Origin of the sequence: Pseudomonas sp. fls2-241-R2A-110, from assembly GCF_030209165.1 — a bacterium.
GTDB lineage: Bacteria > Pseudomonadota > Gammaproteobacteria > Pseudomonadales > Pseudomonadaceae > Aquipseudomonas.
This window is the reverse complement of the sequence record NZ_JARVSN010000049.1, coordinates 1-26,035: the sequence shown is the minus strand read 5'-3', so window position 1 is coordinate 26,035 and position 26,035 is coordinate 1. Positions and strand designations below refer to the sequence as shown.

Genomic DNA, 26,035 nt, shown 5'->3' with positions numbered 1-26,035 from the left:
GTCGAGCGGGAGCAGGGCGTCCATGCCCTGACAGGCCTACTGCATGTTCATGCCGCCGTTGACCGAGAAGTCGGCACCGGTGCTGTAGCCCGACTCATCGGAGGCCAGCCAGGCCACGATCGAGGCGATTTCTTCGGGTTGGCCCAGACGCCCGACCGGAGTGGCGGCGATCATCGTATCGAGGATGTCCTGGCGGATAGCCGCAGTCATACTGGTCTGGATGTAGCCGGGAGAAACCGTATTGACGGTCACGCCCTTGCCCGAAACTTCCCGTGCCAGGGCCATGGTGAAGCCGTGAATGCCGGCCTTGGCCGCGCTGTAGTTGGTTTGCCCGAACTGGCCGCGCTGACCGTTGATCGAAGAGATATTGATCACCCGTCCCCAACCCTTGGCCAACATGCCTTCGATCACCTGTTTGGTGGTGTTGAACAGGCCTGTCAGATTGGTGCCGATGACGGCATTCCAGTCTTCGGGCTTGAGCTTGCGAAACGAGGCATCACGGGTGATGCCGGCGTTGTTGACCAGCACATCGACCGGGCCGAACTGCTCCCGCGCCATTTCGAACGCCTTGCGCGTTGACTCCCAATCGGTGATGTCGCCGTAAATGCATTCAAATTGATAACCCGCCGCCAGCTGGCCGGCAATCCACTCGTTCTTGCGGGCCGAATCCGAGCTGCAACCGACGATGACCTTGAATCCTTCCTTGTAAAGGCGCTGGCTTATCGCCGTGCCAATCCCACCCATACCGCCAGTGACCAACGCAATACGACCAAGCGACTTCATAGACTTCTTCCCTTTTTTTTATTGCGCTGCAAGATGGGAGGAGTGTTCGTTATTGGCGGGGGATGCGGAAGTGTTGGGAGGTGACGCTCTGGTGTCCAACGGTGCCAAGCGCAAGTTGCCTGTATCAGGGTGACGAATGGTGGCTAAAAGTGAGGAGCACCTATACTCGGATCAACATTGGCAACTGAACAATCCGTCAGTATTCGATTCATTGCAGATCAGTCATGGCTCCGGACAGGATGTTCGGTTCCACAGGTCATTGAGGACGCCATGTATAGAATGAGTTCAGGCTATGCCAGCGTGCTGGTAAATACGCTCTCGGCTCAAGGACTGGAAGTCGCCAGTCTGTGTCAGGAGGCTGGACTGGATATCGAGTTGGCGAACAAACCCGGAGCGTTTTGCGAGCGAAGGGCTATCTATCGATTATGGGATCTGGCTGCACAGGCCTCTGGCGATCCAGACCTCGGCCTGAAGGCTTATGGCAGTTTCCATCCCGGCAGCTTTCAGATCGTCGGCTACACCATGATGTCCAGCCTGAACCTGAAAAAAGCCCTCGAACGGCTGGTCCGTTTCAGTCCGTTGATTGGCACTGGATTCAGCCTTTTCTTTACATCGGAACAGCAAAATTACCGACTGTCCGGTCTCGATCATGAACAACTTGGCTCGGTCAAACCCCGTCAGTACACCGATGCCGGGCTGGCGTCATTGCTGGGTTTTTGCCGCAAGCTGGCGGGCGGCACCTTACCGCACCCCTTGAGCGTCGAGTTCACTTATCCGGAGCCCGCAGACACCCGCGAACATCGGCGGTTGTTTGGCGACGATCTGCATTTTGGCGCGGCTTATGACAGCATTTTGTTTGACGGGCAGGAGCTGATGCGGCCGTTGAGCATGGCCAACGAAACACTGGCGGTGTTGCATGACAGTTTTGCCGAGGCGCAACTGGACCTGCTGTTCGGGTTTTGCATTGTCGGCAGGATTCGTGCGCTGCTCACCGAACGCTTGAGCCAGGGCCACGGGCAGTGCGACATGGAGTCGATTGCGGCGGCATTGAACATCAGCAAGCGCACGCTGCAACGCGCGCTGGAAAAGGAAGGAACCCAGTTCAAGGACGTGCAAAATGCCGTGCGCCGGCAACTGGCCGATTTCTACCTGCGCCATTCTCATTTCAACATGAAGCATGTGGCGTATCTCCTTGGTTTTCATGACCACAGCAGTTTCAACAAGGCCTGTAGCCGCTGGTTCGGCATGACGCCTGGCCAGTATCGCGCCGATGAATCGTTTGAACTGGAGGAGACCGCGCCAGTGTGACGCGGTGCCCGTCAGTCGTTCAGCGTTACTTCGCCGGCGGTTTGTTCGCGCCTTTTTTACCCTTGGCAGGGTTGCGAACGGGTCCCGTATTTCTGACGATTGGGGCGGAGGGCACCACAGCGACTTTGTGTTTGACGGGCTTGGGCGCCACCGGCTCAGGCGTGACGACCGGCGCTGTTTGCTTGATGGGTTCGGGTGCCACGACCGGCACTTGCTCCTTGATGTCGGCAGCGCCGGGAGGTTGGGTCAGGTTGAAACCGGGCATCGATACGTCGAGCAGCGAATGCAGCTCGCACCACACAGGATGGCTTGCGCCGCGGGTCAGCAGGTGAGGCAGCAAATTGGCAACGGCCGCCAGCACTTGCTGGCGCTCTTCGACCTCGGTCAGCAACAAGGGCACGCTGAGCAGACTGGCTTGCGGGTGGGTGGCAACCAACAGTTTTTGCAGGTTCAGGGTGTCGCGCAGGTCCAGCGGCTTGGCGCTATGGTCCTGGAGCAGCACCTGCAATTGCTGGATCAACTTGTCGACGCCTTGCTTGCCGGGCTCGTCGCTGTCACGTTCCAGCAGAAACAGAATGCGGATCAAGGCTTCCATCAAACCACCCAGGGGCAGGGCGTCCTGCAGACGTTCGATCAGGGCCTTATCGTGCTGCTCGGCATGCGCCTGGAGATTGCGTCCGGGAGCAGTGCCTGCGAGGCTGTCGAGTACGCCATACACGCCGTAAAAACACATTTCCTGAGCGGCATCCCGCAGGTCACGGTAGCTATTCAAGGCGTCCTGAACCTGGTTGGAAAACAATGCCTGCCAGGCCAGTAACGGATTGTCCGGGCTCGTGGGGTGGCGATCCTTGCGCACTTGCGTAGCGCTGCCTGCCAGCCACCACAGTGCCGGGTTCAAACTGTTCCACATGACTTGCTGCTGATGGAACGGATGGGTCTTGCGCATCAGTTCGGCAGCCGGTTCGTTGATCAGCTGACGCAGCCACGGCCGTATGAAGCCATCGTAAAGGCTGTTGTTGATGACCGATGCGCGCTCGACCAGGGCGAATTCGCGATCATCATCACGGGGTGTCGGGACCTCACCGTGGATGTCGGCGATACGCCGAGGCTCGAAACGTACCGCGTAGGCCGTGTCTGCGTTCTCAGGCAGGTCATCGATGAGCATTTCATACAGCCCGCCCGGCAGTTGGTTGATCGCATCGACCGCACCCAGCAATTCACGGTGCTCACGCCGGGCGACATCGCCGGACACAAAAATGCCCAGGTGACCAATGCTCGCGTGTCGCAGGTAAACGATGGTGCGACCGGCCTCTTGCAGGGCGAGATCGCTGGGATAAATGTCAGCGATCCAGTCCAGTGCCTGTTGCGGGGAGGTGATGTTGTCGCCATAGGAACAGAACACCACCACCGGCACTTCGATGCGTTTGAGATCAAGTCCACTGCTCTTGCGCCCCAGGCCCCCGGACAGCTGATTGCCGATGAACAGGTCGTCGACAATCATTTCGATCTCTTCACCGTTGAGCAAGGTCGGGCTGCCCCACCAGCGCTCGAAATCCAGAAACCGCGCCGCCTCGCTGTCGACTTCACTGAACAGGTGATAGTACTTGCCCCAGTAAGTATTGGCCGGGTCGAGGCTTTCGAAATTACTGACCAGCCAGGTGCCGTCGAAACGGTCATTGCCCAGGTCGCTGCCCAGGCGCGCCATCCAGCCGCCGCCCAGCAAACCGCCGGTGTAGCGCATCGGATTGCGACCGTTGACACCGGCCCAATACGACAGTGGCGCGCCATTGACGATGATCAGCCCTGGCAGTTCCGGCCGTGTAGCCGCCAGCCCCATCAATGCCCAACCTGCCTGGCAATTACCGATCACCACGGGTTTGGCACTGCCGTGATGTCGAGCGCTGACCACTTCGATAAATCGCGCCTGGGCTTCAACGATGTCGTCGAGGGTTTGGCCCGGGCACGGTGAATGGCTGAACGATATGAAATAGGTCGGGTGACCCGCCCTGAGGCTTTCGCCAATGACCGAGTCCTGCTTGAAACCGCCAATCCCTGAGCCGTGGCCACCGCGCGGGTCAATGATGATGACCGGCTGTTTTTTGCTGTCGAGTTGTTGCCCGGGGCCGGCAAGGATCTGCAGCAGCGAATAGTTGACCGGGCGCGGCAAGTCTTCACCGGCCACCAGCATTTCATGATTGAACTTGAGCAGCAGCGGATACCCGGCACGCTCGTGCGCCAGGGTGTTGTCGCCGCGCTGGCGCAAGGTGTCCCAGAACAACACGCTGCGTTGGCCAAGATCGGTGAGGTATTCCTGCCAGTCAGCGGGCGTCGGCTGGCGGAGTTGCCCGAGGTTTGAAGGGGCGTAGGTGCTTGCCTGGCGCGCTTGCATGGCGTCGAGAACGTTGCGGGTGTTGAGGCGCTGAAGATGGTTCAGGTGCTCAAACAAACCGGACGCAGGCGACAGCCCTTCATCTTGCAGCGCAATATTTTCTTCCTGACCCATCGTGAACTCCTGGCGCCCTGTGTGGGAATGTTGCCCTGACCAATAGAGGTCAAGCCAGCCATTCAATTGACACGAGTGTATAGGGAATATGGGCAGGAGCAGTGAACTTTATTGTGCGGTGCACAAAATAGCCGTTGCTAAATAGTTTTGTGCACTGCAATATCAAGGCTAACGCGATAACTGGCTGGATCGCTGTCGCGTCCTCGGGTCCATCAGGGCCTTTCAGTACCAGGAGATACAAGCATGTCTTTTTTCAATTCGGAAAAACTGCAAACCGCTCAGAAAGCCAACCTCGACCTCTTGCAGCAAATCAGCGGCAAAGTCTTCGCCAGCGTTGAACAGCTGAGCCAGTTGCAGTTCAAGGCATTGCGCGACTCCACCGAAGAGCACTTTGAAGGCGTTCGCAAGCTGCTGGCCGTGCGTGACCCACAAGGTTTTGCCGAGTTGCAGGCATCTTTCACCCAGCCGAACGCCCAGACCGAACGTCTGGCCGAGTTCAATCGTCAGGTTCAAGCGCTGATCGTGGGCACGCAGTCGGACATCGCCAAACTGACGTCGAGTCAGGTCGAGGCGGGCACCCAGCAAGTGAATGAGTTCGTCGAAGCGATCAGCAAGAATGCACCGGCCGGCTCCGAGCCTGTGGTAGCGGCGTTCAAGTCGGGCCTGGCGAATGCCGGTACAGCGTTTGAAAGTGCACAGAAAGCCGTGAAACAGGCGTCCGATGCGGCACAGAGCAATTTCGACGCAGCGACTGCTGCAGCTTCCAAGGCCGCTCCAGAAGCGGGCGCCAAGGCTAGCAAGTAAGTCAAATCAGGCCAGCAGCACCGATGGCGATGGGATTATTCCCCATCGCCATTTTTTTTCGGCCCGTTATCGGTGCCGGGTTTGGCACCAAACATGCCGAACATGTTCTGGGTATTGAGGTACAACGCCTTGGAGTGGTCGACATACTGGCGCATCAGGTCCTGCATGACCGGGGCCTGTTGATGCATGAAGGCGCTCCAGGCTTCGGACGATTGCGCGCCGGTCTGGGACTGAATGTCGATGACGGTCTGGATGCTTTTATCCAGGTAGCTGCCGAGCACGCCTTGATAGGGGCCGTAGAACTGGATAATCCCCATCAGCATCTCGCTGGTAAAGATCGGCTCGCCACCGCTTTCGGCTTCCAGGATCACTTGCAACAGGATGCTGCGCGTCAGGTCCTCGCCGCTCTTGGCATCGACCACCTGAAACGCCACTTTATCGACGACCAGCTGACGAATGTCCGCCAGCGTCAAATGACTGCTGGTGTGGGTGTCATAGAGCCGGCGATTGGGGTACTTCTTGATCAGGCGGGGCGTATCTGGCATGCGGGGTGTCTCGTGGCGAGCCGGGTTTGCAGGCATCTTAACCTACAATCGTCGCTGCCGCCCTTGAGGCAGCCTTCACGAGCAGGCTCGCTCTCACATTAAAGGGTGTCTATCTGAACAACTCGGTCAACTGTGGGAGCGGGCTTGCCCGCGATGAGACCCTCCAGCACACAGAAGATTCGCGAGCAAAAAAAGGGGAGCCCGCTGTTAGCGAGCCCCCCTCACAGGAACCGAATCTACTTACCAGATCGGCAACGTATAGCTAACGATCAAGCGGTTTTCATCAAGGTCGCTGCCGAAGTTGGTCGAGCGCACCGTCGCGTTGCGCCACTTCAACCCGACATTTTTCAGCGGTCCGCTCTGCACGACATAGCCAATGTCGGTATCGCGTTCCCATTCCTTGCCTTCCGGGCGGTTGCCGCCCAGATCGATGTTGTCGCCGGTGAGGTAGCGGGTCATGAAGGTCAGGCCCGGTACGCCGATGGCCGCGAAGTTGTAGTCGTAGCGCGCCTGCCAGGACTTTTCGTCCTTGCTGGCGAAGTCGCCGATCTGCACGAAGTTCACCAGGAAGGCGTCGGTGCCGTTGACGTAAGCGTAGCCGGTGTCGCCGCTCATGCTTTGATAACCCAGGCCGAACGCATGCCCGCCGAGGTTGTAGGTGAACATCGCGCCGATGGCGTTGTTATCGACATTGCTGCCACCGTCGTCCGTGGACCGGGCATAACGCAGGTCGGTCTTCAACGACTGGCCCGTGGTCACCGGCAATACGTAGGTCAGGTTGACCAGGTGCTGGCTGTAGAAATTGTCGAGGTGACCGTAGCTGTAGCCGGTGGCGAGGTTGCTGGTCCATTTGTAGTTGAGGCTGGCGAAATCGAAGCTGTCGCTACCGAGATGACGCGTCGTGATGCCCTTGGCGCCGGTGCGGGTGATGCCCATGTCCTCGTAGTCCGAGGAGTCGCGCTGATTGACCTGGGTCAGGCGCCCGGCGTCCATGGTCAGGCCTTCAAGTTCCAGCGACGTCAACTGACCGCCCTTGAAGGTTTGTGGCAACAGCCGTGAATCGTTGGCCAGCACAGTTGGCAGCTTGGGCAGCAGCGTGCCGAGTTTCAGCGTGCTTTTTGAGGCGCGCAGTTTGGCGGTCAGGCCCAGTTCGCCGTACTCGTCCTGCGCACCTTTGCTCGTGTCGCGATGGCGTTTGAGCAAGCCGGAACCTGCGCGATCAGGGCTGGAGTCGAGCTTGACGCCGACCAGTCCGATGGCATCGAAACCGACGCCGATCAAACCGTCGGTGAAGCCCGATTCATAGCGCAGCAGGAAACCCTGGGCCCACTCCTCTTGTTTTGATTGAGGGGCGTTGGCCTGGCGATAATCCCGGTTGAAGTAAAAGTTACGCAGCTCCAGGCTGGCCTTGCTGTCTGCGAGGAAGTCAGCCGTGGCAGGGGCCGAAAGGCTGATGACGCCACCGGCCAGCAGCAGTCGGGTAGCGAGATTGCGGGTGTGACGGTCCATGGTGAAGCCCCTTTGTTTTTATTATGGAAAAGCGGGTCCCGCGACCCTCGCCGGATGGGCGAGGGCTGATCGATAAAAAACGCGAACGCCAAAGAAGAGAGGAGCGTGGCGCCGCGTGCGGTTCAATCGTTAGAACTGTTCGGCGCTCAGGCCGTACAACGAGGCGCTGCCGGCGCGAATGGATTGCTCCAGGCTTAAGATGCGCGGCAGAAGGCGGTGGATGTAGAAGTCGGCGGTGGCGATTTTCGCGCCATAAAACCCTTCGTCTTCGCCGAGTTTTTGCCCAGCGACCTGGGCCATGCGCGCCCAGAGCCAGGCGTAGGCGACGTAACCGAACAAGTGCAGAAACTCGACTGACGCCGCGCCGATTTCGTTGCGGTTGGTCGCGGCCTGATCCTGCAGCCAGTCACTGAGGTTTTCCAGGCGCTGCACGGCATCGAACAGTTGCGCGGCGTACGGCGCGTCGGGCTGATGGGCAAAGTGGCGGATCTGGGCAGTGAACTGACGCAAAGCGACACCGTTGTCACCCAGCACTTTGCGACCGAGCAGGTCCAGCGCCTGAATGCCATTGGTGCCTTCGTAGATCTGCGCGATGCGCACGTCACGGACCAATTGTTCCTGGCCCCATTCGCGGATGTAGCCATGGCCGCCAAAGACTTGCTGGCCGTTGATGCAGCTTTCCAGGCCGGTGTCGGTGAAGAACGCCTTGGCTACCGGCGTCAACAGCGCGACCAGGTTTTGCGCATTGTCGCGCTCCTGGGCGTCATCGGAAAACTTCGCCAGATCGAGCTGTTGCCCGACGTAACTGGCAAAGGCGCGGCCACCTTCGGTCATGGCTTTCATGCCGAGCAGCATGCGGCGCACGTCAGGGTGAACGATGATCGGGTCGGCCACTTTGTCCGAGGCGACGGCGCCGGTCGGTGCGCGGCTCTGAATACGTTCGCGGGCGTAAGCGACGGCGCTTTGATAGGACGCTTCAGCGCATCCGATGCCTTGAATGCCAATGGACAGGCGTTCGTAATTCATCATGGTGAACATCGCCGCCAGGCCTTTGTTGGCCTCACCGACCAGCCAGCCGCTGGCGCCGTCGAAGTTCATCACGCAAGTGGCCGAGGCCTTGATGCCCATCTTGTGCTCGATCGAGCCGCAACTCACCGCGTTGGCATTGCCCAGGGAACCGTCGGCATTGACCAGCACTTTAGGCACGACAAACAGCGAGATGCCTTTGGGCCCGGCCGGTGCATCCGGCAGTTTGGCCAGCACCAGATGCACGATGTTTTCGGTCAGGTCCTGATCGCCACCCGTGATGAAAATCTTGCTGCCGGTGAGGGTGTAACTGCCGTCGGCCTGAGGTTCTGCGCGGGTGCGGATGATCCCCAGGTCGGTGCCGGCGTGGGCTTCGGTCAGGCACATCGAACCGGCCCAGCGGCCTTCATACATCGGCGGCAGGTAGAGGCTTTTCAGGGTGTCGCTGGCGTGAGCATCCAGTGCCAGACAGGCGCCGGAACTCAATGCCGAATACAGGGCGAAGCTTGAGTTGGCGCCGTAGAGCATTTCTTCAAACTGCACGGCAAGCATCTTCGGCATGCCCATGCCGCCGAAATCGGCGTTGCCGGACAGGCCGACCCAACCGCCTTCGATGTAGGTGGCATAAGCCTGTTTGAAACCGGCCGGCGTGCTGACCTGGCCATCCAGCCACTGCGCGCCTTCTTCGTCGCCGCTGCGGTTCAACGGTGCAATCAGGTGTGAGGTGACTTTCGCCGCCTCCTCAAGAATGGCATCAGCGGTGGCGGCGTCGACGCTGTCGGCCAGGGCCGGCAGGCGCGCCCACAAGGCCGGGGCATCAAACACTTCATGCAGCACAAAGCGCATGTCGCGCAGCGGGGCGTTGAATTGGGGCATATCGTGAACCTCAAAAGGACGGTTTGTGCGGTAGGCACGGCACCGCAACAGCGGGCCGTGCCGGTTCAATCAATGAGCGGACGCGCTGGCGGCGCCAAGGCCGGTCTGGGCGCGAACGAACTGGTCGGCGTAGGCATCGCGCTCCTTGTCGGCCCGTACGCTGCGGTCGAGTGTCGACACCACGACGATCACCAGGAATGCCAGCGGCATGGAGAACAGGGCAGGGTGGTCGTACGGGAAGATCGCGTGGGCATGACCCAGTACGGTGACCCAGACGGCTGGCGACAGGATCACCAGCACCAGCGCACAGATCAGCCCGGCGAACCCGCCGATGATCGCGCCTTTGGTGGTCAGGCCTTTCCAGTACATGGCCATGATCAGCACCGGGAAGTTCGTCGAGGCGGCGATGCCGAAGGTCAGGCCCACCAGGAACGCAACGTTCATCTTCTCGAACAGAATGCCCAGCACAATCGCGATGATGCCAAGGCCCACCGTGGCCATGCGCGTTACGCGCATTTCCTGTTTCTGGGTGGCTTTGCCTTGCTTGAACACGGTGGCGTAGAGGTCGTGGGAAATCGCCGAGGCGCCGGCCAGGGCCAACCCGGACACCACCGCAAGAATGGTGGCGAACGCCACCGCTGAAAGGAAGCCGAAGAACAGGTTGCCGCCGACCGCTTTGGCCAGGTGCATGGCGACCATGTTGCCACCGCCAATCAAAGTGCCGCCGACTTCGCCATTGACGTAGTACTGCGGGTCGGTGCCGATGATCACCATCGCGGCGAAGCCCAGGGTGCACACCACGAGGAAAAAGAAACCGATGAAACCGGTGGCGTAGAACACCGATTTACGCGCTTCTTTTGCGTTAGGCACGGTGAAGAAGCGCATCAGGATGTGCGGCAGGCCGGCAATCCCGAAGACCAGGCCCAGTGACATTGACGCGGTGTTGATCGGTTCGGCGAGCATTGAGCCTGGGCCCATGATGTTCCAGCCACTGGCGTGAGCCTCAACGGCTTTGCTGGCCAGGGTCTCGTAGCTGAAACCGAACTGCGACATGGCCATGAACGCCAGCGTCGTGCCGCCAGCCAGCAATAGCACTGCCTTGATGATCTGCACCCAAGTGGTAGCGATCATGCCGCCAAAGATCACGTACACCAGCATCAATGCGCCGACGATCACCACTGCTACCGGGTAGTCGAGACCGAACAGCAACTTGATCAATTGCCCCGCGCCGACCATCTGCACGATCAGGTAGCAGCACACCACCGTCAACGAACCGAACGCGGCGAAGATCCGCACTTTGTTCTGGTCCAGCCGGTAGGACACGATGTCGGCGAAGGTGTAGCGTCCCAGGTTACGCAGACGCTCGGCCATCAGGAAGGTGATGATCGGCCAGCCGACGAAGAAGCCGATGGTGTAGATGAAACCATCGTAGCCTTTGGCGAACACCAGGCTGGACAACCCCAGCAACGTGGCGGCGGACATGTAGTCGCCAGCAATCGCCAGGCCGTTCTGAAACCCGGTAATGCCACCGCCGGCGGTATAGAAGTCCGAGGTGGATTTGGTTTGTCGCGCAGCCCACCAGGTGATGGCCAGCGTGCCCAGTACAAACACAAAGAACATGCCGATCGCGTGCAGGTTGAGCGGTTGTTTTTCCACTGCGCCCAGTGTTGGCGCGGCGAGGACTATGGAGGCCGGCAACAGGCCGGCAGCGGCCAGGATCAGTTTTCGCAGCAGCGTCATCACTTGCTCTCCTCGAGAATGGCCGCACCCAGGGCGTCGAAGCGCGTGTTGGCGCGGTAGACGTACCAACCGGTCAGTAGCCAGGAGAAAATGATGATCGCCGCGCCAATCGGCATACCCAGGGTCAACATCCGATGCTCGGCAAGCGGTGCATGCAGCCATTGCGGGGCAAACGCCACCACGCCCATGAACAGGTAGTAAATGCCCAGCACCGCGGCACTCAACGACCAGGCCAGGCGCGAACGGGTGTTCACCAGTTGAAGGAATTTCGGATTGGCCCGAATGCGTTCACAGCGTTCGGTATCGGTTGAATGAATGTCGATCATGTGTGGCTCCTTATTATTTTTGTTATCGATGCGTTGGGCATTGAAGGGCAGCGCAGCGCCGAATCCGGGCTGCACGAACCCTCGGCGGCAGGTGCAACACCTGCCGCCGGGCGGGTAAAACGTCGGTTGGGGTTAGAGCGCCTTAGCCCTGTCGCGCAGCACGTACTTCTGGATCTTGCCGGTGGATGTCTTCGGCAACAGAGTGAAGATCACCGTACGCGGCACCTTGAACCCGGCCAGGTGCTCGCGGCAGAAACTGATGATGTCGGCTTCGCGCACGTCCTGATGGTCAGCCTTCAAGGTGACGAATGCACAAGGCGTTTCGCCCCATTTTTCATCGGGACGGGCGACCACGGCGGCTTCCATCACACCCGGATGGCGATAGAGCACGCCTTCGAGTTCGATGGTGGAGATGTTCTCGCCACCGGAAATGATGATGTCCTTGAGTCGGTCCTTGATCTCGACATAACCGTCGGGATGACACACCGCCAGGTCGCCGGTATGGAACCAGCCCCCTTCAAAGGCTTCTGCGGTGGCGGTCGGATTCTTCAGGTAGCCCTTCATTACGGTGTTGCCGCGCATGAAAATCTCGCCGATGGTCTGGCCATCGCGCGGGGTTGGTTCCAGGGTCTTGGAGTCGCCGACCATCACGCCTTCGAGCGTCGAGTAGCGCACCCCTTGGCGGGATTTGATCTGTGCCCGTTCATCGAGCGGCAGCTCGTCCCACTTGGCATGCCAGGCGCACAGGGTCACGGGGCCATAGGTTTCGGTCAGGCCATAGACGTGAGTGACCTTGATGCCCATTTCTTCCACGGCACCGATCACTTTGGCCGGCGGTGCAGCACCCGCCACCATCGCATTGACCGGGTGGTCGATGGCCGCTTTTGCCGACTCCGGCATGTTGACCAGGGCATTGAGCACAATGGGCGCCGCACACAAGTGCGTCACTTGATGCTCGCGGATCAGGGTGAGGATTTTCTGCGGGTCGACCCGGCGCAAGAACACGTGCACACCGGCCATGGCCGTGATAACCCACGGGTAGCACCAGCCGTTGCAGTGGAACATCGGCAGCGTCCAGAGGTACACCGGGTGGTTGCCCATCGCCCAGGTCATCTGGTTGCCCAATGAGTTCAGGTACGCACCGCGATGGTGGTAAACCACGCCTTTGGGGTTGCCGGTGGTGCCTGAGGTGTAGTTCAACGAGATGGCTTGCCATTCGCTTTCCGGCCATTGCCAGGCGAATGCCGGGTCGCCTTCGGCCAGCAGCGCTTCATAGTCCAGGTCGCTGACGGCCTGGCCTTCGCCGTATTCCGGGTCATTGACGTCGATCACCAGTGGCGGGTGATCGAGCATGCCGACGGCTGCGCGAATTACGTCATGGAATTCACGGTCAGTAATCAGCACCTTGGCTTCACCGTGTTGAAGCATGAACGCAATGGCTTCGGCATCCAGGCGCACGTTGAGCGGGTTGAGCACGGCACCGATCATCGGCACGCCGAAATGCACTTCAAGCATCTCGGGAATGTTGGGCAGCATCACGGCCACCGTGTCGTTCTTGCCGATCCCGCGACCGGCCAGCGCCGAGGCCAGGCGACGGCACCGGGTGTAGGTCTGCGCCCAAGTGCGACGAATCGAACCATGGATGACAGCAGGGTAGTGAGGGTAAACGCTGGCGGTGCGTTCGATGAAGCTCAGAGGCGACAAAGCGATGTGATTGACAGCCGAAGGGGCTAGCCCTTGTTCATAAATCGACATGACGGGTACTCGGTGGCTGATTGTTAGCTCTATGGATGGCCTGTTCAGCGTAGACGCTGCGGTCATCCTTTATGTCCGGCTTGCTTTATATAACAACCTCTCACCTATATGGAAGTACAACCTACGCAGTATAGTAGATATACTATATTGGATTCCTGCGCATCCAAATGGATGCGACCTTACCGACAGAGCCGGTATATTCTTGGCTCCCCCGACAAAGCGGACCTGTGATGACCCTGACGCCCGTTCGATTGCACAGCTGGTTGCGCCTGCAACGTGAGGGGGTGTCTCTGGCTGCCCGGGCCGATGCGTTGTGCCATGCGTTACAGGACTGTCCAGAGGTGCGCCGGGCGGTGTATCTGAGCTGGCAGCCACAGGCAGGGATTTACAGCCATGAGGGTGCCGCACAGCACTTCCCGCCGGGATTGGGTGATCCATCGCTGGCCAGCGATCAGTTGCTATTTGATCGACTGGTGGAGGCTGGGCGCCTGGACCTGGCGCAAGTACGGCAACTCGATTGCTGGTTGTCCGGTCGATTGCGCCGCGCCGCTATCAGCCACGGCCAGGTGTTTGATCTGGCGCTGACTTCGGGGCAGCCTGGGTTATTGCTGGTGGAAGTGTGCGAAGGCATCAGTCTTGACTGGCTGGGTTGGGTGCAGGACTTGCTGACAACCTTGCTCAGCAGCGTTAACGGCATGCTGCGCGGCTCACCGTTGTTGGGTCACGATCCGCAACCGAGTCTGTTGCTGGATGCGCAGGGCCGGCCGCTGGAATTCAACGCCGCGCTGCTGGCCTTGCTCGCGGAAAAACCGCTGACCGATGTGCTGGGCTTTTTGCCGGGCAATCACCGGGTGCTGGTACGCGCCTGCCTTGATCAGCAGCGGGCCATCGAAGGGGTCGAAGCGCAGTTTCAAGAGCAGATTCTGATCTGGACGTTTATCCCCGATCCTCAGGACAACCGTGTGCTCGCCCGTTGCCGCGATGCGACCGCGCAAGTGCTGGCCGAGCGTGAAGCGGCCACGGCACGCCGGCTGTACCGGCTGATCATCGAGAACACCACCGACCTGATTTCCCGGCATACGCCCGACGGGCGTTTTCTCGATGCCTCGCCGGCGTCCTGGACATTGCTCGGCTACTGGCCCGAAGAGCTGCGCGGGCAAATGGCCCAGGGTTTGTTCCATGGTCAGGACCTGGCCAACCTGGTGCAGCGTGCGAAGGACGCTTTGGAGCAGGACGGTTATCACACGATGACCTATCGCATTCGCCATCGTGCCGGGCATTACCTGTGGTTCGAAACCGCCAGCCGGGCGATCCGTGAAACCTACACCGGTGCGGTGGTCGAGGTGGTCAGCGTCTCGCGAGACATCACGGCCCGGGTGCAGGCCGAAGAGAACAAGCGGCGCCTGGCCGAAGTGGTCGAGGCCAACACCGATCCAGTGTTGTTTATCGACCCGGACGGGCAAGTGACGTACCTCAACCCGGCGGCGCAGCGCATTCTGGGGTTCAATGAGCCACAGCCGATGCCGACGCTGGCGCAACTATTGGCGAGCGCCGACCTGACACGCCTGCAACATGACGGCTGGAGCTGCGCCGAACGCGATGGCGTGTGGAGCACCGACGCGCGGTTGCAGCCTCTGGGCGGCGGCACCTGTGTGCCGGTGTCGCTGGTGCTGCTGGCGCACCGTTCGGCCGGCGGCGAGCGCTACTACTCATTGGTGGCGCGGGACATGACTGAACGCGAATTGCGTGAAGCGCAACAGCGTCGCCATCAGGACGAACTGGCGCACACCGCACGGCTGGTCACCTTGGGTGAACTGGCCTCGGGCATCGCCCACGAGATCAATCAGCCATTGGCCGCCGTGGTCAATTATGCCAATGCCAGCCAGCGCTATTTACAGACGCTGGATGCCAATCCCCAGGCCGCCACCCGAGTGGCACAAGGGCTGGAACGCATTACCCATCACGCCACGCATGCGTCAGAAGTGATCAGGCGTTTACGGGGGTTTCTGCGCAAAGGCCAGCGGCGCATGCAGGCGCTGAATTTTACCGATGTCGCCCGCGAGGCCGTGCGTTTGTGTGCCTGGGAAGCGAGCAATTGCCAAGTGACAATCGAGGATCGCCTGCCGGATAATCTGCCGCCCGTTTATGCCGACCGGGTGCTGCTGGAGCAGGTGCTGCTCAATCTGTTGCGCAACGCCATCGACGCCAATCGCGAACAACACCCCGGGCAGCCGTCGCTGATCGTCATGACGGCCGGGCAGGGCAGTGGCGCCACCGTGCAAATCGATGTGCAAGACCAGGGGCCGGGCGTCAGCGAGCCCGAACTGGAGCAGATATTTACCCCGTTCTATACCAGCAAGGCCGATGGCCTGGGCCTTGGCTTGTCCATGAGTCGCAGCATCATTGAAGGCTTTGGTGGCGAGTTGCAGGCCCGGCGGCAACCGGTCGGGCTGCTGATGTGCTGCCGATTGCCGCTGGCCGGTCCAACAAAACAACAACAGGAGTGACGTAATGGCAGGTGTGACGGAGCACGTGGTGTATGTGGTCGATGATGACCAGGGCATGCTCGATTCAACGGTCTGGTTACTCGAGTCGGTCGGGCTCAAGGCCTTGCCGTTTACCAGCGGTGCCGAGTTTCTCAATGCCTGTGATGCAACGCTCTATGCCTGTGTGCTGCTCGATGTGCGCATGCCCGGCATGGGCGGGTTGAACGTGCAGGAAGAAATGCGCGCCCGTGAGCTGAACCTGCCGATCATTTTCGTCAGCGGGCACGCCGATGTGCCCATCGTGGTCCGCGCGTTCAAGGCCGGCGCCCATGACTTCATCGAGAAGCCCTACAACGAGCAATTGTTGCTCGACAGCGTGCAACAGGCGCTCAGCAAGTGCGCCGCCAGCCGCACGGATAACCGCGGCCACGAAGCCTTGCAGGCACGTCTACTGACACTCACCCCACGCGAGCGCGATGTGTTGTTGCCGCTGGTTCAGGGTTACACCACCCGTGAAATCGCCGAGCAATTGGGCGTCAGCGCCAAAACTGTCGATCTGTATCGCTCGCGCGTGATGAAACGGATGCAGGCCAATACCTTGCCGGACCTGGTGGGCATGGCCATTGCGGCGGGAATGGTCGATCCACTGAAGTTGCGGTGATCTCTCGCGGCGGGAATTGAACGTCTATGCTGGGCTAATCGATCCCATTCCTGTGCAGTGAATCTGCAAGGAGGCAGCATGTTGCCCGCGCCGGTTTCCGAAAAAACCCTTTCACGCACGTTGCTCGATGTCCTGATTCGTGCCGGGCTGATTACCGTCCTGGTGCTGTTTTGCTTCAACATATTCAGCCCGTTCCGCGACCTGATGCTGTGGGCGTTGATTCTGGCGATCACCCTTTACCCCCTGCAAGAACGCCTCAAGGGGCCGTTGGGGCAGAAAGAGGGACGAATCGCGACACTGATCATCCTGTTTTCCATCGTCATCCTGATGGTGCCGGTCTATCTGCTGGGCATCTCGATCGCCGACTCGGTCGCACAAGCCGTGGCACTCGTCAAAAGCGGCGGCTTCCAGATTCCGCCACCCAGCGAATCGGTCGCCAGTTGGCCTGTCGTGGGCAAGCGGATTTCGGCGCTCTGGCTACAGGCCTCGACCAATCTCCCCGAGCTGACGGCGACGTACCTCCCGCAGATAAAACAGGTGATCCTGGGCCTGCTGAGTAAGCTGGCCGGCGTCGGCATGGGTTTTCTCACTTTCATTTTCGCCTTGATCATCGCCGGTATCTTCATGGCCTACGGCGAAAACGGCAGGCGCAGCGCGGTGCAGATCGCCTCGCGCATCAGCGGCCCGGACCGGGGGCCGAAAATCGCCGACCTGTGCACCGCCACGATCCGTGCAGTCGCGTTGGGGGTGGTCGGCATCGCCTTTATCCAGATGCTGCTGGTCGGCCTGGGTTTTGTTATCAAAGGGGTTCCCGGCGCTGGTTTGCTGGCCCTTGCGGTCCTGCTGCTGGGCATCATGCAGTTACCGGCAACGCTGGTTACCATTCCGGTGATTGTCTATGTGTTTGCCAACGAAGGAGCCACCACAGCCGCCATCGTGTTCTCCATTTATGTGTTCGTGGCCGGCTTGGTGGATAACGTTCTCAAACCCTTGTTGCTGGGACGCGGTGTCGACGTACCGATGCCGGTGGTGCTGATCGGTGCGCTGGGCGGCATGGTCACCAGCGGCGTCATCGGGCTGTTCATCGGGCCGGTGGTTCTTGCGGTCGGCTATCAATTATTCTGGCAGTGGGTACGGGACCCATCGCAGGAAGGTGGAGGGCCGCCGCCGGTTTGAGCGGGTGGTCATGGGCATTGACCGCGCGCATGATCGCCGAGGTCATCTTGCCGAGTCAGTCGGGCGCGTTCTCTGTCGATGGCGGGGACCGCAGGAGGCGTTTTGAAACCATTTCTGCCCAGGCCCAGCGCCTCGACGATGAACATGTTGCGCGAAGGCTGCCTGCAACGCCGCGAGGCTGTGCCGCAAGCGCTGACGGAACAAGCGGTCATCCCGGGCATCCCGAATGCGCGTTACTGGCTGGATCGGGACCTGTCGACGTTCATCGTGGAGGCGAGCCTGGCCAACGATCGCGAGGCCCAGGCGCACGTCGGTGAAGAGCTGCCCAACGACACGTTGCCACGGGGCTATTACCTGGCCATTTCAGGGGGCGGCGACGCCGGCACCTTCGCCGCAGGCATCATTGCCGGATGGACCCTGCATGGCTCGCGCCCCATGTTCAAGGTCGTCACCGGTATCAGCGCCGGTGCGCTGGTTGCGCCGTTCGCTTACCTGGGGCCTGAGTATGACGAGATCATTCTGGGGATCTGCAGCGCAATCGGCCCCAAAGACGTTTTCCATGCGCGAAGTGTGCTGACCCGCCTGACCAGCGATGGCATCGCGGACAGCAAACCCCTGGCGCGACTCATTGCCAAATACATCACCGCCGAGGTACTGGCAGCCGTCGCTGCGCAGTACGCCAAAGGTCGGTTACTGATGATCGGGACCACCGACCTCGACGCCGGACGGCCGGTTACCTGGAACATGGGCGCCATTGCCGCCAGCGGCGCACCGGGAGCGCTCGACCTGTTTCGCAACATCATGGTCGCCTCGATGAGTATTCCCGGTGCCGTCTCACCGGTCATGATCGATGTGGAAGTGGACGGCAAACAGTTTCAGGAGATGCACGTCGACGGCGGCGTGCTCACTCAGGTGTTCCTTTACCCGCCGGGCACGGTGATGGCGCTGAACAGCGTGAGCGGTGCGCGTATCCGCCGGGACCGGCATTTCTATGTCATTCGCAACGGCAAGCTGGAACCGCAATGGGCCGGCACCAAGCGCCGTACCTTGAGCATTGGCGGTCGCGCCATCAGCACGCTGATCCAGACCCAGGGTATCAGCGACCTCGATCGCATTTACCGCATCGCCCAGCAGGACGGGGCGGACTTCAATCTGGCGTACATCGGCGCCGATTTTCTGCATCCGCGCAATCAGAAATTCGACGGCGCATACATGAAACGCCTGTTCGATTACGCCTTTGAACTCAGTGCGAAAGGTTATCCGTGGCATAAATCGCCGAACAGGTGAGTTGTCTGAATGAAATTTATGCTGTAGTTTTTCATGAAATTATAAAAAAATAATTTCATGAGGCTTGTATGTTTCAGCAGTCCACGCAGCATGTCGCCAGCTATTACGCCCACAGTTGCGCTGATCGCCTGACCACCCGACCTGCGCTGAATGGCGAACAAGACACCGAGATCGTGATCATCGGCGCCGGTTTCAGCGGCCTGCACACCGCGCTACGCCTGGCCTTGGCCGGTAAGCGAGTGACGCTGCTGGAAGCCAGCCGGGTGGCGTGGGCAGCCTCGGGACGCAATGGTGGTCAGGCCATTCTCGGCTGGTCGTGTGATATGCCACCGCTGGAAGCAGCGCTGGGCTACGAGCGCGCGCGACGGTTGTGGGACGGCATGCGCTGGGCAGCGCAAGAGCTGCGTGAATTGCCGGTTCGCCATGGTTTCGACTGTGACTACCGCGCCGGGCATCTGTGGACCTCGGTCATGCCCCGTCGCGTCGGTCTGCTGACCGAGTGGCAGCGCGAAGCCAGTCACAAATGGGGCCACCACGACTTACGGTTCATCAGCCGCGAGCAATTACCGCAATGGGTCGCCAGCGAGCGTTATCAGGCTGGTCTTTATGACCCTGAGGGCGGCCATCTCAATCCATTGAAACTGGCACTCGGCCTGGCCGCCGCCATCGAACGGGCCGGCGGGCGCATCCATGAACAAAGCAAAGCGTTGAGTTATCAAGAGGAGGGCGGTCGGTTCCGGGTCAACACCGAGCGCGGATCGATCCGCGCGGATGTGCTGGTGCTGGCCTGTAATGCCTACCTTGATCGGCTCGATCCGAAACTCGCCAGTTGCGTATTGCCGGTGGGGACGTATCAAGTCGCCACCGAGCCGCTGACGGCCGAGCAGGCCAGCTCATTGCTGCCGAGCAACGTCTGCGTCACCGATAACCAATTCGTCCTCGACTATTTCCGCCGCACCCCCGATAACCGCCTGCTGTTTGGCGGTGGCTGTACGTATCTGGGCGGACTGCCCAAGGACATTGCCGGCGCCACGCGGCCGTTTCTGGAACGGGTGTTCCCGCAGCTCAAAGGCGTGAAACTTGAGTTCGCCTGGGGCGGGCACATCGACCTGACGCTCAAACGCACACCTGACATCGGTCGCCACGGTGATCGCTACTGGCTTCAGGGCTATTCCGGGCATGGCGTGCTGCCGACGCTGGCCGCCGCCCGCGCCGTGTCAGACGCCATTCTCGGTCAGCCGCAGGAACTGGCGTTGTACCAAGGCTTGAGCAACGGCAGCTTCCCCGGCGGTAAATACCTGGCGGCACCGCTGGAAGCCATCGGCAAGGCGTGGTATCGACTGCGCGACAGCATCTGATGAATCACTTGGCGGAAGGGCAGGCATGAACAAGCAAGAAGAAATCGCTGCGCTGGCGATCCTTATCCACGATCTGCGCAAGCACAAGAAATACACCCTGAAGGAACTGGCCGACAAAATCGGCCGCTCCGTCGGCTTTCTCTCGCAGGTCGAGCGCGGCTTGTCTCGGCCCACTGTTGCCGACCTGACCGCGATCAGCGAAACCCTGGGCGTGCCAACGACTTACTTCTACAGCCTGCCCAAACCCAAGGAACTGCCGTGGGTCACCCGCCCGGACGAGCGCCGCACGTTGTACTACGCCAATGGCATTACCGACATTCTGGTGTCGCCGAAGATGCGGGCCTCGTTTTCCATGCTCGAAAGTCATCTCGAAGCGGGCGCCAGCAGTGGCGACCGGCATTTGAGTGACAGCTCGGAGCAGGGCGGTTACGTACTCGAGGGCGAGTTGACGCTGTGGCTGGGCGATGACGACGACCCGGTCACCTTGCTCGCCGGCGACAGCTTTCAGTTCGACAGTCACACCCGTTGCCGTTACGGCAACCTGACCGGGCATCTCACGCGAGTGCTCTGGGTCTATACCTGATAACCACAATAGGACCAACCATGATGGACGCTGATCTGCTGGCCGAAGTGCGTGCCTTTCGCCAACGCTACCCTGACGTACGTTACGTCGACCTGATCTCCCTGGACATACCGGGGCACTTTTACGGCAAACGCTACCCCGTGGAAATGCTCGAAAAGGTCGCGGCCGGCAGCGCCCTGAAACTGCCGCAAAACTGCGTGTTGCTGGGTGTGCAAGGCGGATTGTTCAAGATCGGGGATTACTGCTTCAACGACGGCGACCCGGATGCGCTGCGCCGGCTGGTGCCGGGCACACTGAAGCCGGTGACCTGGGAAGCGCAGCCGTTGGGGCAGATGCTGATCACCTCGGACGGCACCGAGAAACCGATCGTGTTCGAACCGCGCCAGGTGTTGGCGCAGGTGCTGGACAGGCTCGCGGCAAAAGGCATTCACCCGGTGGTGGCGTTCGAGCTGGAGTTCTATCTGTTCGATAAAAAGCTGCGCGACGGTCTCCCGCAGTTTCCCCGGGATGACCTGACGGACGATGCCGATGATCAACCCAACATGCACATCGAGCGACTGTCCCGCTTTGCGCCGGTCCTCGATGACATGGTCGCAGCGTCGCGGGCTCAAGGCATCGACACCACGGTGATCACCGCCGAACTCGGCCCGGGTCAGTTCGAGATCAATTTCGGTCACCTCGACGATGGCTTGCGTGCGGCCGACTGGGCGGCGTTGTTCTGTCGTAGCAGCCGAGGCGTGGCCCTGAAACACGGCTACCGCGCCAGCTTCATGGCCAAGCCTTACTTGCAGCACCCAGGCAGCGGCATGCACGTGCACGTCAGTCTGTACGACGCGGCAGGCAACAACATCCTGGCGGCAAACCAACAGCGATCACTGCGCCATGCCGTGGCGGGCTGCCTGGAACTGCTGCCGCATTGCATGCCGATCTTCGCGCCGAACCAGAACGCTTATCGCCGCTTGGGCGGTACGACGAACATCGCCACCCGGGCGAGTTGGGGTTTTGAGGACCGCGATGCGTGTCTGCGCATTCCTGAGTCGGATGCGAAAAACCTGCGCATCGAACATCGCCTCTCCGGTGCCGACGCCAACCCGTACCTGGTGCTGGCGGCGATTCTGGTGGGACTTGAACATGGCCTGGAATCAGGCAACGAGCCCATCGCGCAGCTCAACGAAAACCGTAACAGTGGGGTCGACTTCCCGCTGGAAATGCTCGAGGCAGTGCGTGCCATGCAGCATCAACCGCAACTGCGTGAAGGACTGGGCGCCGAGTTCGTCGATGTCTATTGCGAGAACAAGCGTCAGGATCATCTGGCGTTTATGCAGGAAATCAGTGTCCGGGAGTATCGCTGGTATCTGTAAGTGACCAGGGTAAATGCACTTTTATAAAGCCCGGGCCTGGCGGCATGCACTAAGCCAAGGCACAAAGCGCTGTGCACCGCAGGACGCAAACACCCGTTCAAGCCGCCAGACTGTGTCAAACGCGGATAATCCGGGTTTGGCACAAACGCTGCATTACATCGATCAAGGCCCACCGTGAATGCAGTCGGGGGCAGCTCCCTCGGTCAACGACGATCGATCCGTGAGCAACATCGGTGGGTCAGGCATAGACGTCTGGTTTCAACACCGCAAAAGAACAGGCAAAGACGCCTGGAACCGTAAGGTTTCAGGCGTTTTTTTTTGCTTTTTGAATCGTGATTGGCTTTAGCCGGGTGCTTCTTATGAATACCAATGTGGCCGCGTTGAACAAGCAGCAAACGCTGATCGTGATCGGCAATGGCATGGTCGGACATCATTGTGTCGAACAGCTGATCGAGCGCGGCGCCCTTGATCACTATCGACTGCACGTCTTCAGCGAGGAGCCGATGCGCGCCTATGACCGCGTGCACCTTTCCGAGTATTTCACCGGGCGTGATGCCGAGTCGCTGGCCCTCAGTGATGCCGCGCTGTACCAGACCCCAGGCGTGACCCTGCATTTGGGCGTGCCGGTGCTGGAAATCGACCGCGCCCGTCGTCAGGTGATCACCGCGCAAGGTTGTGTTGCCTACGACAAACTGGTCCTGGCCACCGGCTCTTACCCGTTCGTGCCGCCGATTGAAGGCGCCGAGGGCGATTCGCGGCTGGTGTATCGCACCCTCGAAGACCTCGATGCCATCCGTGCCGCTGCAACCAACGCTAGACGCGGCGTAGTGGTCGGTGGTGGCTTGCTCGGCCTGGAAGCCGCCAATGCCCTGAAAAGCCTGGGCCTGGAAGCCCATGTGGTGGAATTCGCCCCGCGCCTGATGCCGGTGCAACTGGACGAGCAGGGTGGTCGTGCGCTCAAGGCGCAGATCGAGCGGCTCGGCGTCGGTGTGCATTTGTCCCGTGGCACTCAATCAATCAGCGCGGGTGAGGACTACCGCTACCGGATGAATTTCGCCAATGACGAATTCCTCGAAACCGACCTGATCGTGTTCTCCGCCGGCATCCGCGCCCAGGATGCGCTGGCCCGTCAATGCGCGCTGGAGGTCGGCCCGCGCGGCGGCATCGTGATCGACGACCACTGCCAAAGTAGCGACCCGCATATCTACGCCATCGGCGAGTGCGCGGCGTGGAATGGCACGGTCTTTGGCCTGGTCGCGCCGGGTTACCAGATGGCCCGCGCGGTGGCCGCACAGCTTAGCAACGAAACCGCCGAACCGTTCGTGGGCGCGGACATGTCGACCAAGCTCAAGCTGCTGGGCGTTGATGTCGGCTCCATCGGCGACGCTCACGGCCACACACCGGGCTCGCGCAGTTATCAGTTCATCGACGAAACCAGCGCCAGCTACCGCCGGCTGGTGGTGGACGCTACCGGCAAACACGTACTCGGCGCGGTGCTGGTCGGTGACAACAGCTGTTACGACACGCTGCTGCAATACATGCAGAACGCCATTGCGTTGCCGGCGGAACCGGCCAGCCTGATTCTGCCGTCCTCCACAGGCGCACCGACCCTGGGCCCGGGGGCGTTGCCCGAGTCGGCCACGGTGTGCTCCTGCCACAACGTCACCAAGGGTTCCATCTGTTCGGCCATCGACGGCGGTTGCACCGACCTCGGCCTGCTCAAGGCACAAACCAAGGCCTGCACCGGTTGTGGCGGTTGCGCGGGGTTGCTCAAGCAAGTGTTCGAGCATGAGTTGATTGCCCGTGGCGTCAGCGTCGATAAAAGCCTGTGCGAACACTTCGCCTACACCCGTCAGGAACTCTATGCGCTGGTGCGCGTAGAAGGGGTGATCACCTTCGAAGAACTGTTGGCCAAACATGGCCGTGGCCACACCGGTTGCGATGTGTGCAAGCCGGCGGTGGGCTCGATTCTGGCCTCGTGCTGGAACCAGCCGATCATGGACGCCTCCTTGGTGCCGTTGCAGGACACCAACGACACCTTCATGGCCAACATGCAGAAAAACGGCACCTATTCGGTGGTGCCGCGCATCCCCGGTGGCGAAATTACCGCCGACAAGTTGATCGCCATTGGCGTGGTGGCGAAGAAATACGACCTCTACACCAAGATCACCGGTGGCCAGCGCATCGACTTGTTCGGCGCGCAGTTGCACGAACTGCCGGACATCTGGGCCGAGCTGATTGAAGCCGGTTTCGAAACCGGGCATGCCTACGGCAAATCGACCCGCACCGTGAAGTCGTGCGTGGGCAGCACCTGGTGCCGTTATGGCGTACAGGACAGCGTCAAGATGGCCTTGGCCATCGAGGATCGCTACAAGGGTTTGCGCTCGCCGCACAAGCTCAAGTTCGCGGTGTCCGGTTGCACCCGTGAGTGCGCCGAGGCCCAGAGCAAAGACGTCGGCGTCATTGCTACCGAAAAAGGCTGGAACCTGTACATCGCCGGCAACGGCGGCATGCGCCCGCGCCACGCCGAGCTGTTCGCCACCGACCTGGACGATGAAACCCTGATCCGTTACATCGACCGTTTCCTGATGTTCTACATCCGCACCGCCGACAAATTGCAGCGCACCTCGGTATGGCGCGAAAGCCTGGAAGGCGGCCTCGATTACCTCAAGGACGTGATCATCAACGACAGCCTCGGGCTTGGCGAAGAGCTCGAATCGCAGATGCAGTTGGTGGTCAATCGCTATGAATGCGAATGGGCCAACGCCCTCAAGGACCCGGAAAAACTCAAGCGCTTCCGTACCTTCGTCAACGATAAACGCCCGGACCCGGACATCCACTTTGTCCAGGAACGCGGTCAACGCCGCCCAATCATGGCGGCTGAACTCAACCTTATCCCTGTCATTGAGGAAACCGTCTGATGAGCCAGTCCACAGCACAACGCGTCGCGTCCCTGGAAAGTACCGAGGTCTGGCAAACGGTGTGCGAGCACCGGGATCTGGTCAGCCACTCCGGTGTGGTGGTCTGGCTCGACGGTGCACAGGTGGCGCTGTTCTACCTGCCGGGCGCCGAGGGGCGGACGCTTTACGCCATCGACAATCATGACCCGCAATCCGGGGCGAACGTCATCGGTCGCGGGCTGGTCGGCAATATCAAGGGCGAGATGGTCGTCGCATCGCCGATCTATAAGCAGCATTTCCGTTTGGAAGACGGCAGTTGCCTGGAACATCCGCAACAGCGCCTGCGTGTCTGGCCTGTGCGGTTGAACGGCAGCGTGGTGGAAGTCGGGGTGGTTTGAGTCCAGGGGAGACACGTATGAAAACAGCTGCACAGTTGCTGACGCTTAAAGTCGTGCAAAACCGGCAGGTGCACAGCATTGCGCCGGACCAGATGGTGCTTGAAGCGCTAAGGATGATGGCCGAGAAAAACGTTGGTGCGCTGCCTGTTATCGAAGACGGGCAGGTGGTCGGGGTAATCAGTGAGCGTGACTATGCACGCAAGGTGGTTTTGCAGGGGCGCTCTTCGGTCGGGACGCGGATCAGGGACATCATGAGTTCGCCGGTGGTCACTGCGGACAGTCAACAGAGCGTCGAGCGTTGCATGGCGGTCATGACTGACAGTCATCTGCGGCATTTGCCGGTGGTCAAGGACGGCGAATTGATTGGCCTGTTGTCGATTGGCGATCTGGTCAAGGAAGCCATCGTTGAACAGGCGGATCTGATTCGGCAACTGGAGCATTACATTCGCGGCCATTGAGTGATCGGCGTTGGCAGCAGGTAATGCTGTGCACTTAAGAAAGTTTTGGGGTTGGGGGCATATCCGTTTTTGGGGTAATGGCGACTATTGGTTCCGCCCTGACGGCGGGTCACTTTGAAAAGCGCAAAGTAACCAAACGCTTGCGCCCCTGACGTCCGGTGCCTCGCCTAGGCTCGGCATTCCCTCACTCCG

The 26,035-nt window shown here is 60.4% G+C and carries 20 protein-coding genes; 12 read left to right on the top strand and 8 right to left on the bottom strand.

The window, feature by feature from the left end; translation table 11 throughout:
• Positions 1 to 36: 36 nt before the first annotated feature.
• Entirely contained in the window at positions 37 to 783 is a 747-nt protein-coding gene (phbB, locus tag QRN31_RS31075) for an acetoacetyl-CoA reductase (protein ID WP_285436734.1), read from the bottom strand.
• Positions 784 to 1,053: 270 nt separating this feature from the next.
• Here phbB and QRN31_RS31070 point away from each other — a divergent pair, with 270 nt between their 5' ends.
• The gene (locus QRN31_RS31070) at positions 1,054 to 2,091 is read left to right on the top strand and encodes an AraC family transcriptional regulator (protein WP_350310402.1); all 1,038 of its coding nucleotides are present in this window, start codon (positions 1,054 to 1,056) and stop codon (positions 2,089 to 2,091) included.
• Positions 2,092 to 2,116: 25 nt separating this feature from the next.
• Here the strand turns inward: QRN31_RS31070 and QRN31_RS31065 are convergent, their stop codons facing one another.
• Positions 2,117 to 4,594 (bottom strand): DUF3141 domain-containing protein, encoded by a 2,478-nt coding sequence (locus QRN31_RS31065; protein WP_285436730.1) that lies wholly within the window; start codon positions 4,592 to 4,594, stop codon positions 2,117 to 2,119.
• A gap of 243 nt (positions 4,595 to 4,837) precedes the next feature.
• Here QRN31_RS31065 and phaP point away from each other — a divergent pair, with 243 nt between their 5' ends.
• Positions 4,838 to 5,398 carry a TIGR01841 family phasin gene (gene phaP / locus QRN31_RS31060; protein WP_285436728.1) on the top strand — a complete coding sequence of 187 codons (561 nt, stop codon included), beginning with the start codon at positions 4,838 to 4,840 and terminating at the stop codon, positions 5,396 to 5,398.
• Between the two features lie 35 nt (positions 5,399 to 5,433).
• Here phaP and phaR read toward each other — a convergent pair whose 3' ends face one another.
• The 6 genes from phaR to QRN31_RS31030 all read right to left on the bottom strand — a co-directional run bounded on the left by phaR (position 5,434) and on the right by QRN31_RS31030 (position 13,175).
• Entirely contained in the window at positions 5,434 to 5,979 is a 546-nt protein-coding gene (gene phaR, locus QRN31_RS31055; RefSeq protein WP_350310401.1) for a polyhydroxyalkanoate synthesis repressor PhaR, read from the bottom strand.
• Positions 5,980 to 6,183: 204 nt separating this feature from the next.
• Positions 6,184 to 7,452, bottom strand: a complete 1,269-nt coding sequence (locus QRN31_RS31050; RefSeq protein ID WP_285436725.1) for an OprD family porin — start codon at positions 7,450 to 7,452, stop codon at positions 6,184 to 6,186.
• 129 nt (positions 7,453 to 7,581) lie between these two features.
• A complete protein-coding gene (locus QRN31_RS31045) occupies positions 7,582 to 9,354 on the bottom strand; it encodes an acyl-CoA dehydrogenase C-terminal domain-containing protein (RefSeq protein ID WP_285436723.1) in 1,773 nt (590 codons plus the stop codon).
• A gap of 69 nt (positions 9,355 to 9,423) precedes the next feature.
• Complete coding sequence (locus QRN31_RS31040) at positions 9,424 to 11,094, bottom strand: cation acetate symporter (RefSeq protein WP_285436722.1); 1,671 nt, start codon at positions 11,092 to 11,094, stop codon at positions 9,424 to 9,426.
• Entirely contained in the window at positions 11,094 to 11,420 is a 327-nt protein-coding gene (locus tag QRN31_RS31035) for a DUF485 domain-containing protein (protein WP_285436721.1), read from the bottom strand. The genes QRN31_RS31040 and QRN31_RS31035 overlap by 1 nt, the downstream gene beginning before the upstream one ends.
• A gap of 132 nt (positions 11,421 to 11,552) precedes the next feature.
• Positions 11,553 to 13,175, bottom strand: a complete 1,623-nt coding sequence (locus tag QRN31_RS31030) for an acyl-CoA synthetase (protein WP_285436720.1) — start codon at positions 13,173 to 13,175, stop codon at positions 11,553 to 11,555.
• 230 nt (positions 13,176 to 13,405) lie between these two features.
• Between QRN31_RS31030 and QRN31_RS31025 the strand changes: the two genes are divergently transcribed.
• The 10 genes from QRN31_RS31025 (at position 13,406) to QRN31_RS30980 (ending at position 25,843) form a co-directional block, all read left to right on the top strand.
• Positions 13,406 to 15,682: a PAS domain-containing sensor histidine kinase gene (locus QRN31_RS31025; RefSeq protein WP_285436719.1), complete on the top strand. Its 2,277-nt coding sequence runs from the start codon at positions 13,406 to 13,408 to the stop codon at positions 15,680 to 15,682.
• Positions 15,683 to 15,686: 4 nt separating this feature from the next.
• Positions 15,687 to 16,322, top strand: coding sequence for a response regulator transcription factor (locus QRN31_RS31020; protein WP_285436717.1), 636 nt, complete (start codon positions 15,687 to 15,689; stop codon positions 16,320 to 16,322).
• A 78-nt stretch (positions 16,323 to 16,400) separates the two neighbouring features.
• The gene (locus QRN31_RS31015) at positions 16,401 to 17,498 is read left to right on the top strand and encodes an AI-2E family transporter (protein ID WP_285436715.1); all 1,098 of its coding nucleotides are present in this window, start codon (positions 16,401 to 16,403) and stop codon (positions 17,496 to 17,498) included.
• A 102-nt stretch (positions 17,499 to 17,600) separates the two neighbouring features.
• Positions 17,601 to 18,785, top strand: coding sequence for a patatin-like phospholipase family protein (locus tag QRN31_RS31010; protein WP_285436714.1), 1,185 nt, complete (start codon positions 17,601 to 17,603; stop codon positions 18,783 to 18,785).
• 68 nt (positions 18,786 to 18,853) lie between these two features.
• Positions 18,854 to 20,143, top strand: coding sequence for an NAD(P)/FAD-dependent oxidoreductase (locus tag QRN31_RS31005; RefSeq protein WP_285436713.1), 1,290 nt, complete (start codon positions 18,854 to 18,856; stop codon positions 20,141 to 20,143).
• Positions 20,144 to 20,168: 25 nt separating this feature from the next.
• Positions 20,169 to 20,726, top strand: coding sequence for a helix-turn-helix domain-containing protein (locus QRN31_RS31000; RefSeq protein WP_285436712.1), 558 nt, complete (start codon positions 20,169 to 20,171; stop codon positions 20,724 to 20,726).
• 20 nt (positions 20,727 to 20,746) lie between these two features.
• On the top strand, positions 20,747 to 22,087 hold the full coding sequence (locus tag QRN31_RS30995; RefSeq protein WP_502942531.1) for a glutamine synthetase family protein: 1,341 nt from the start codon (positions 20,747 to 20,749) through the stop codon (positions 22,085 to 22,087).
• A 359-nt stretch (positions 22,088 to 22,446) separates the two neighbouring features.
• Positions 22,447 to 25,008 carry a nitrite reductase large subunit NirB gene (nirB, locus tag QRN31_RS30990; protein ID WP_285436711.1) on the top strand — a complete coding sequence of 854 codons (2,562 nt, stop codon included), beginning with the start codon at positions 22,447 to 22,449 and terminating at the stop codon, positions 25,006 to 25,008.
• Positions 25,008 to 25,385, top strand: a complete 378-nt coding sequence (nirD, locus tag QRN31_RS30985; protein ID WP_285436709.1) for a nitrite reductase small subunit NirD — start codon at positions 25,008 to 25,010, stop codon at positions 25,383 to 25,385. The genes nirB and nirD overlap by 1 nt, the downstream gene beginning before the upstream one ends.
• A 17-nt stretch (positions 25,386 to 25,402) precedes the next feature.
• On the top strand, positions 25,403 to 25,843 hold the full coding sequence (locus QRN31_RS30980) for a CBS domain-containing protein (protein WP_285436708.1): 441 nt from the start codon (positions 25,403 to 25,405) through the stop codon (positions 25,841 to 25,843).
• The last annotated feature ends 192 nt before the right edge of the window (positions 25,844 to 26,035 follow it).

Coding starts and splice junctions, on each gene's coding strand:
- phbB (WP_285436734.1), bottom strand. CDS start 783: ATGAAGTCGCTTGGTCGTATTGCGTTGGTCACTGGCGGTATGGGTGGG.
- QRN31_RS31070 (WP_350310402.1), top strand. CDS start 1,054: ATGTATAGAATGAGTTCAGGCTATGCCAGCGTGCTGGTAAATACGCTC.
- QRN31_RS31065 (WP_285436730.1), bottom strand. CDS start 4,594: ATGGGTCAGGAAGAAAATATTGCGCTGCAAGATGAAGGGCTGTCGCCT.
- phaP (WP_285436728.1), top strand. CDS start 4,838: ATGTCTTTTTTCAATTCGGAAAAACTGCAAACCGCTCAGAAAGCCAAC.
- phaR (WP_350310401.1), bottom strand. CDS start 5,979: ATGCCTGCAAACCCGGCTCGCCACGAGACACCCCGCATGCCAGATACG.
- QRN31_RS31050 (WP_285436725.1), bottom strand. CDS start 7,452: ATGGACCGTCACACCCGCAATCTCGCTACCCGACTGCTGCTGGCCGGT.
- QRN31_RS31045 (WP_285436723.1), bottom strand. CDS start 9,354: ATGCCCCAATTCAACGCCCCGCTGCGCGACATGCGCTTTGTGCTGCAT.
- QRN31_RS31040 (WP_285436722.1), bottom strand. CDS start 11,094: ATGACGCTGCTGCGAAAACTGATCCTGGCCGCTGCCGGCCTGTTGCCG.
- QRN31_RS31035 (WP_285436721.1), bottom strand. CDS start 11,420: ATGATCGACATTCATTCAACCGATACCGAACGCTGTGAACGCATTCGG.
- QRN31_RS31030 (WP_285436720.1), bottom strand. CDS start 13,175: ATGTCGATTTATGAACAAGGGCTAGCCCCTTCGGCTGTCAATCACATC.
- QRN31_RS31025 (WP_285436719.1), top strand. CDS start 13,406: ATGACCCTGACGCCCGTTCGATTGCACAGCTGGTTGCGCCTGCAACGT.
- QRN31_RS31020 (WP_285436717.1), top strand. CDS start 15,687: ATGGCAGGTGTGACGGAGCACGTGGTGTATGTGGTCGATGATGACCAG.
- QRN31_RS31015 (WP_285436715.1), top strand. CDS start 16,401: ATGTTGCCCGCGCCGGTTTCCGAAAAAACCCTTTCACGCACGTTGCTC.
- QRN31_RS31005 (WP_285436713.1), top strand. CDS start 18,854: ATGTTTCAGCAGTCCACGCAGCATGTCGCCAGCTATTACGCCCACAGT.
- QRN31_RS31000 (WP_285436712.1), top strand. CDS start 20,169: ATGAACAAGCAAGAAGAAATCGCTGCGCTGGCGATCCTTATCCACGAT.
- QRN31_RS30995 (WP_502942531.1), top strand. CDS start 20,747: ATGATGGACGCTGATCTGCTGGCCGAAGTGCGTGCCTTTCGCCAACGC.
- nirB (WP_285436711.1), top strand. CDS start 22,447: ATGAATACCAATGTGGCCGCGTTGAACAAGCAGCAAACGCTGATCGTG.
- nirD (WP_285436709.1), top strand. CDS start 25,008: ATGAGCCAGTCCACAGCACAACGCGTCGCGTCCCTGGAAAGTACCGAG.
- QRN31_RS30980 (WP_285436708.1), top strand. CDS start 25,403: ATGAAAACAGCTGCACAGTTGCTGACGCTTAAAGTCGTGCAAAACCGG.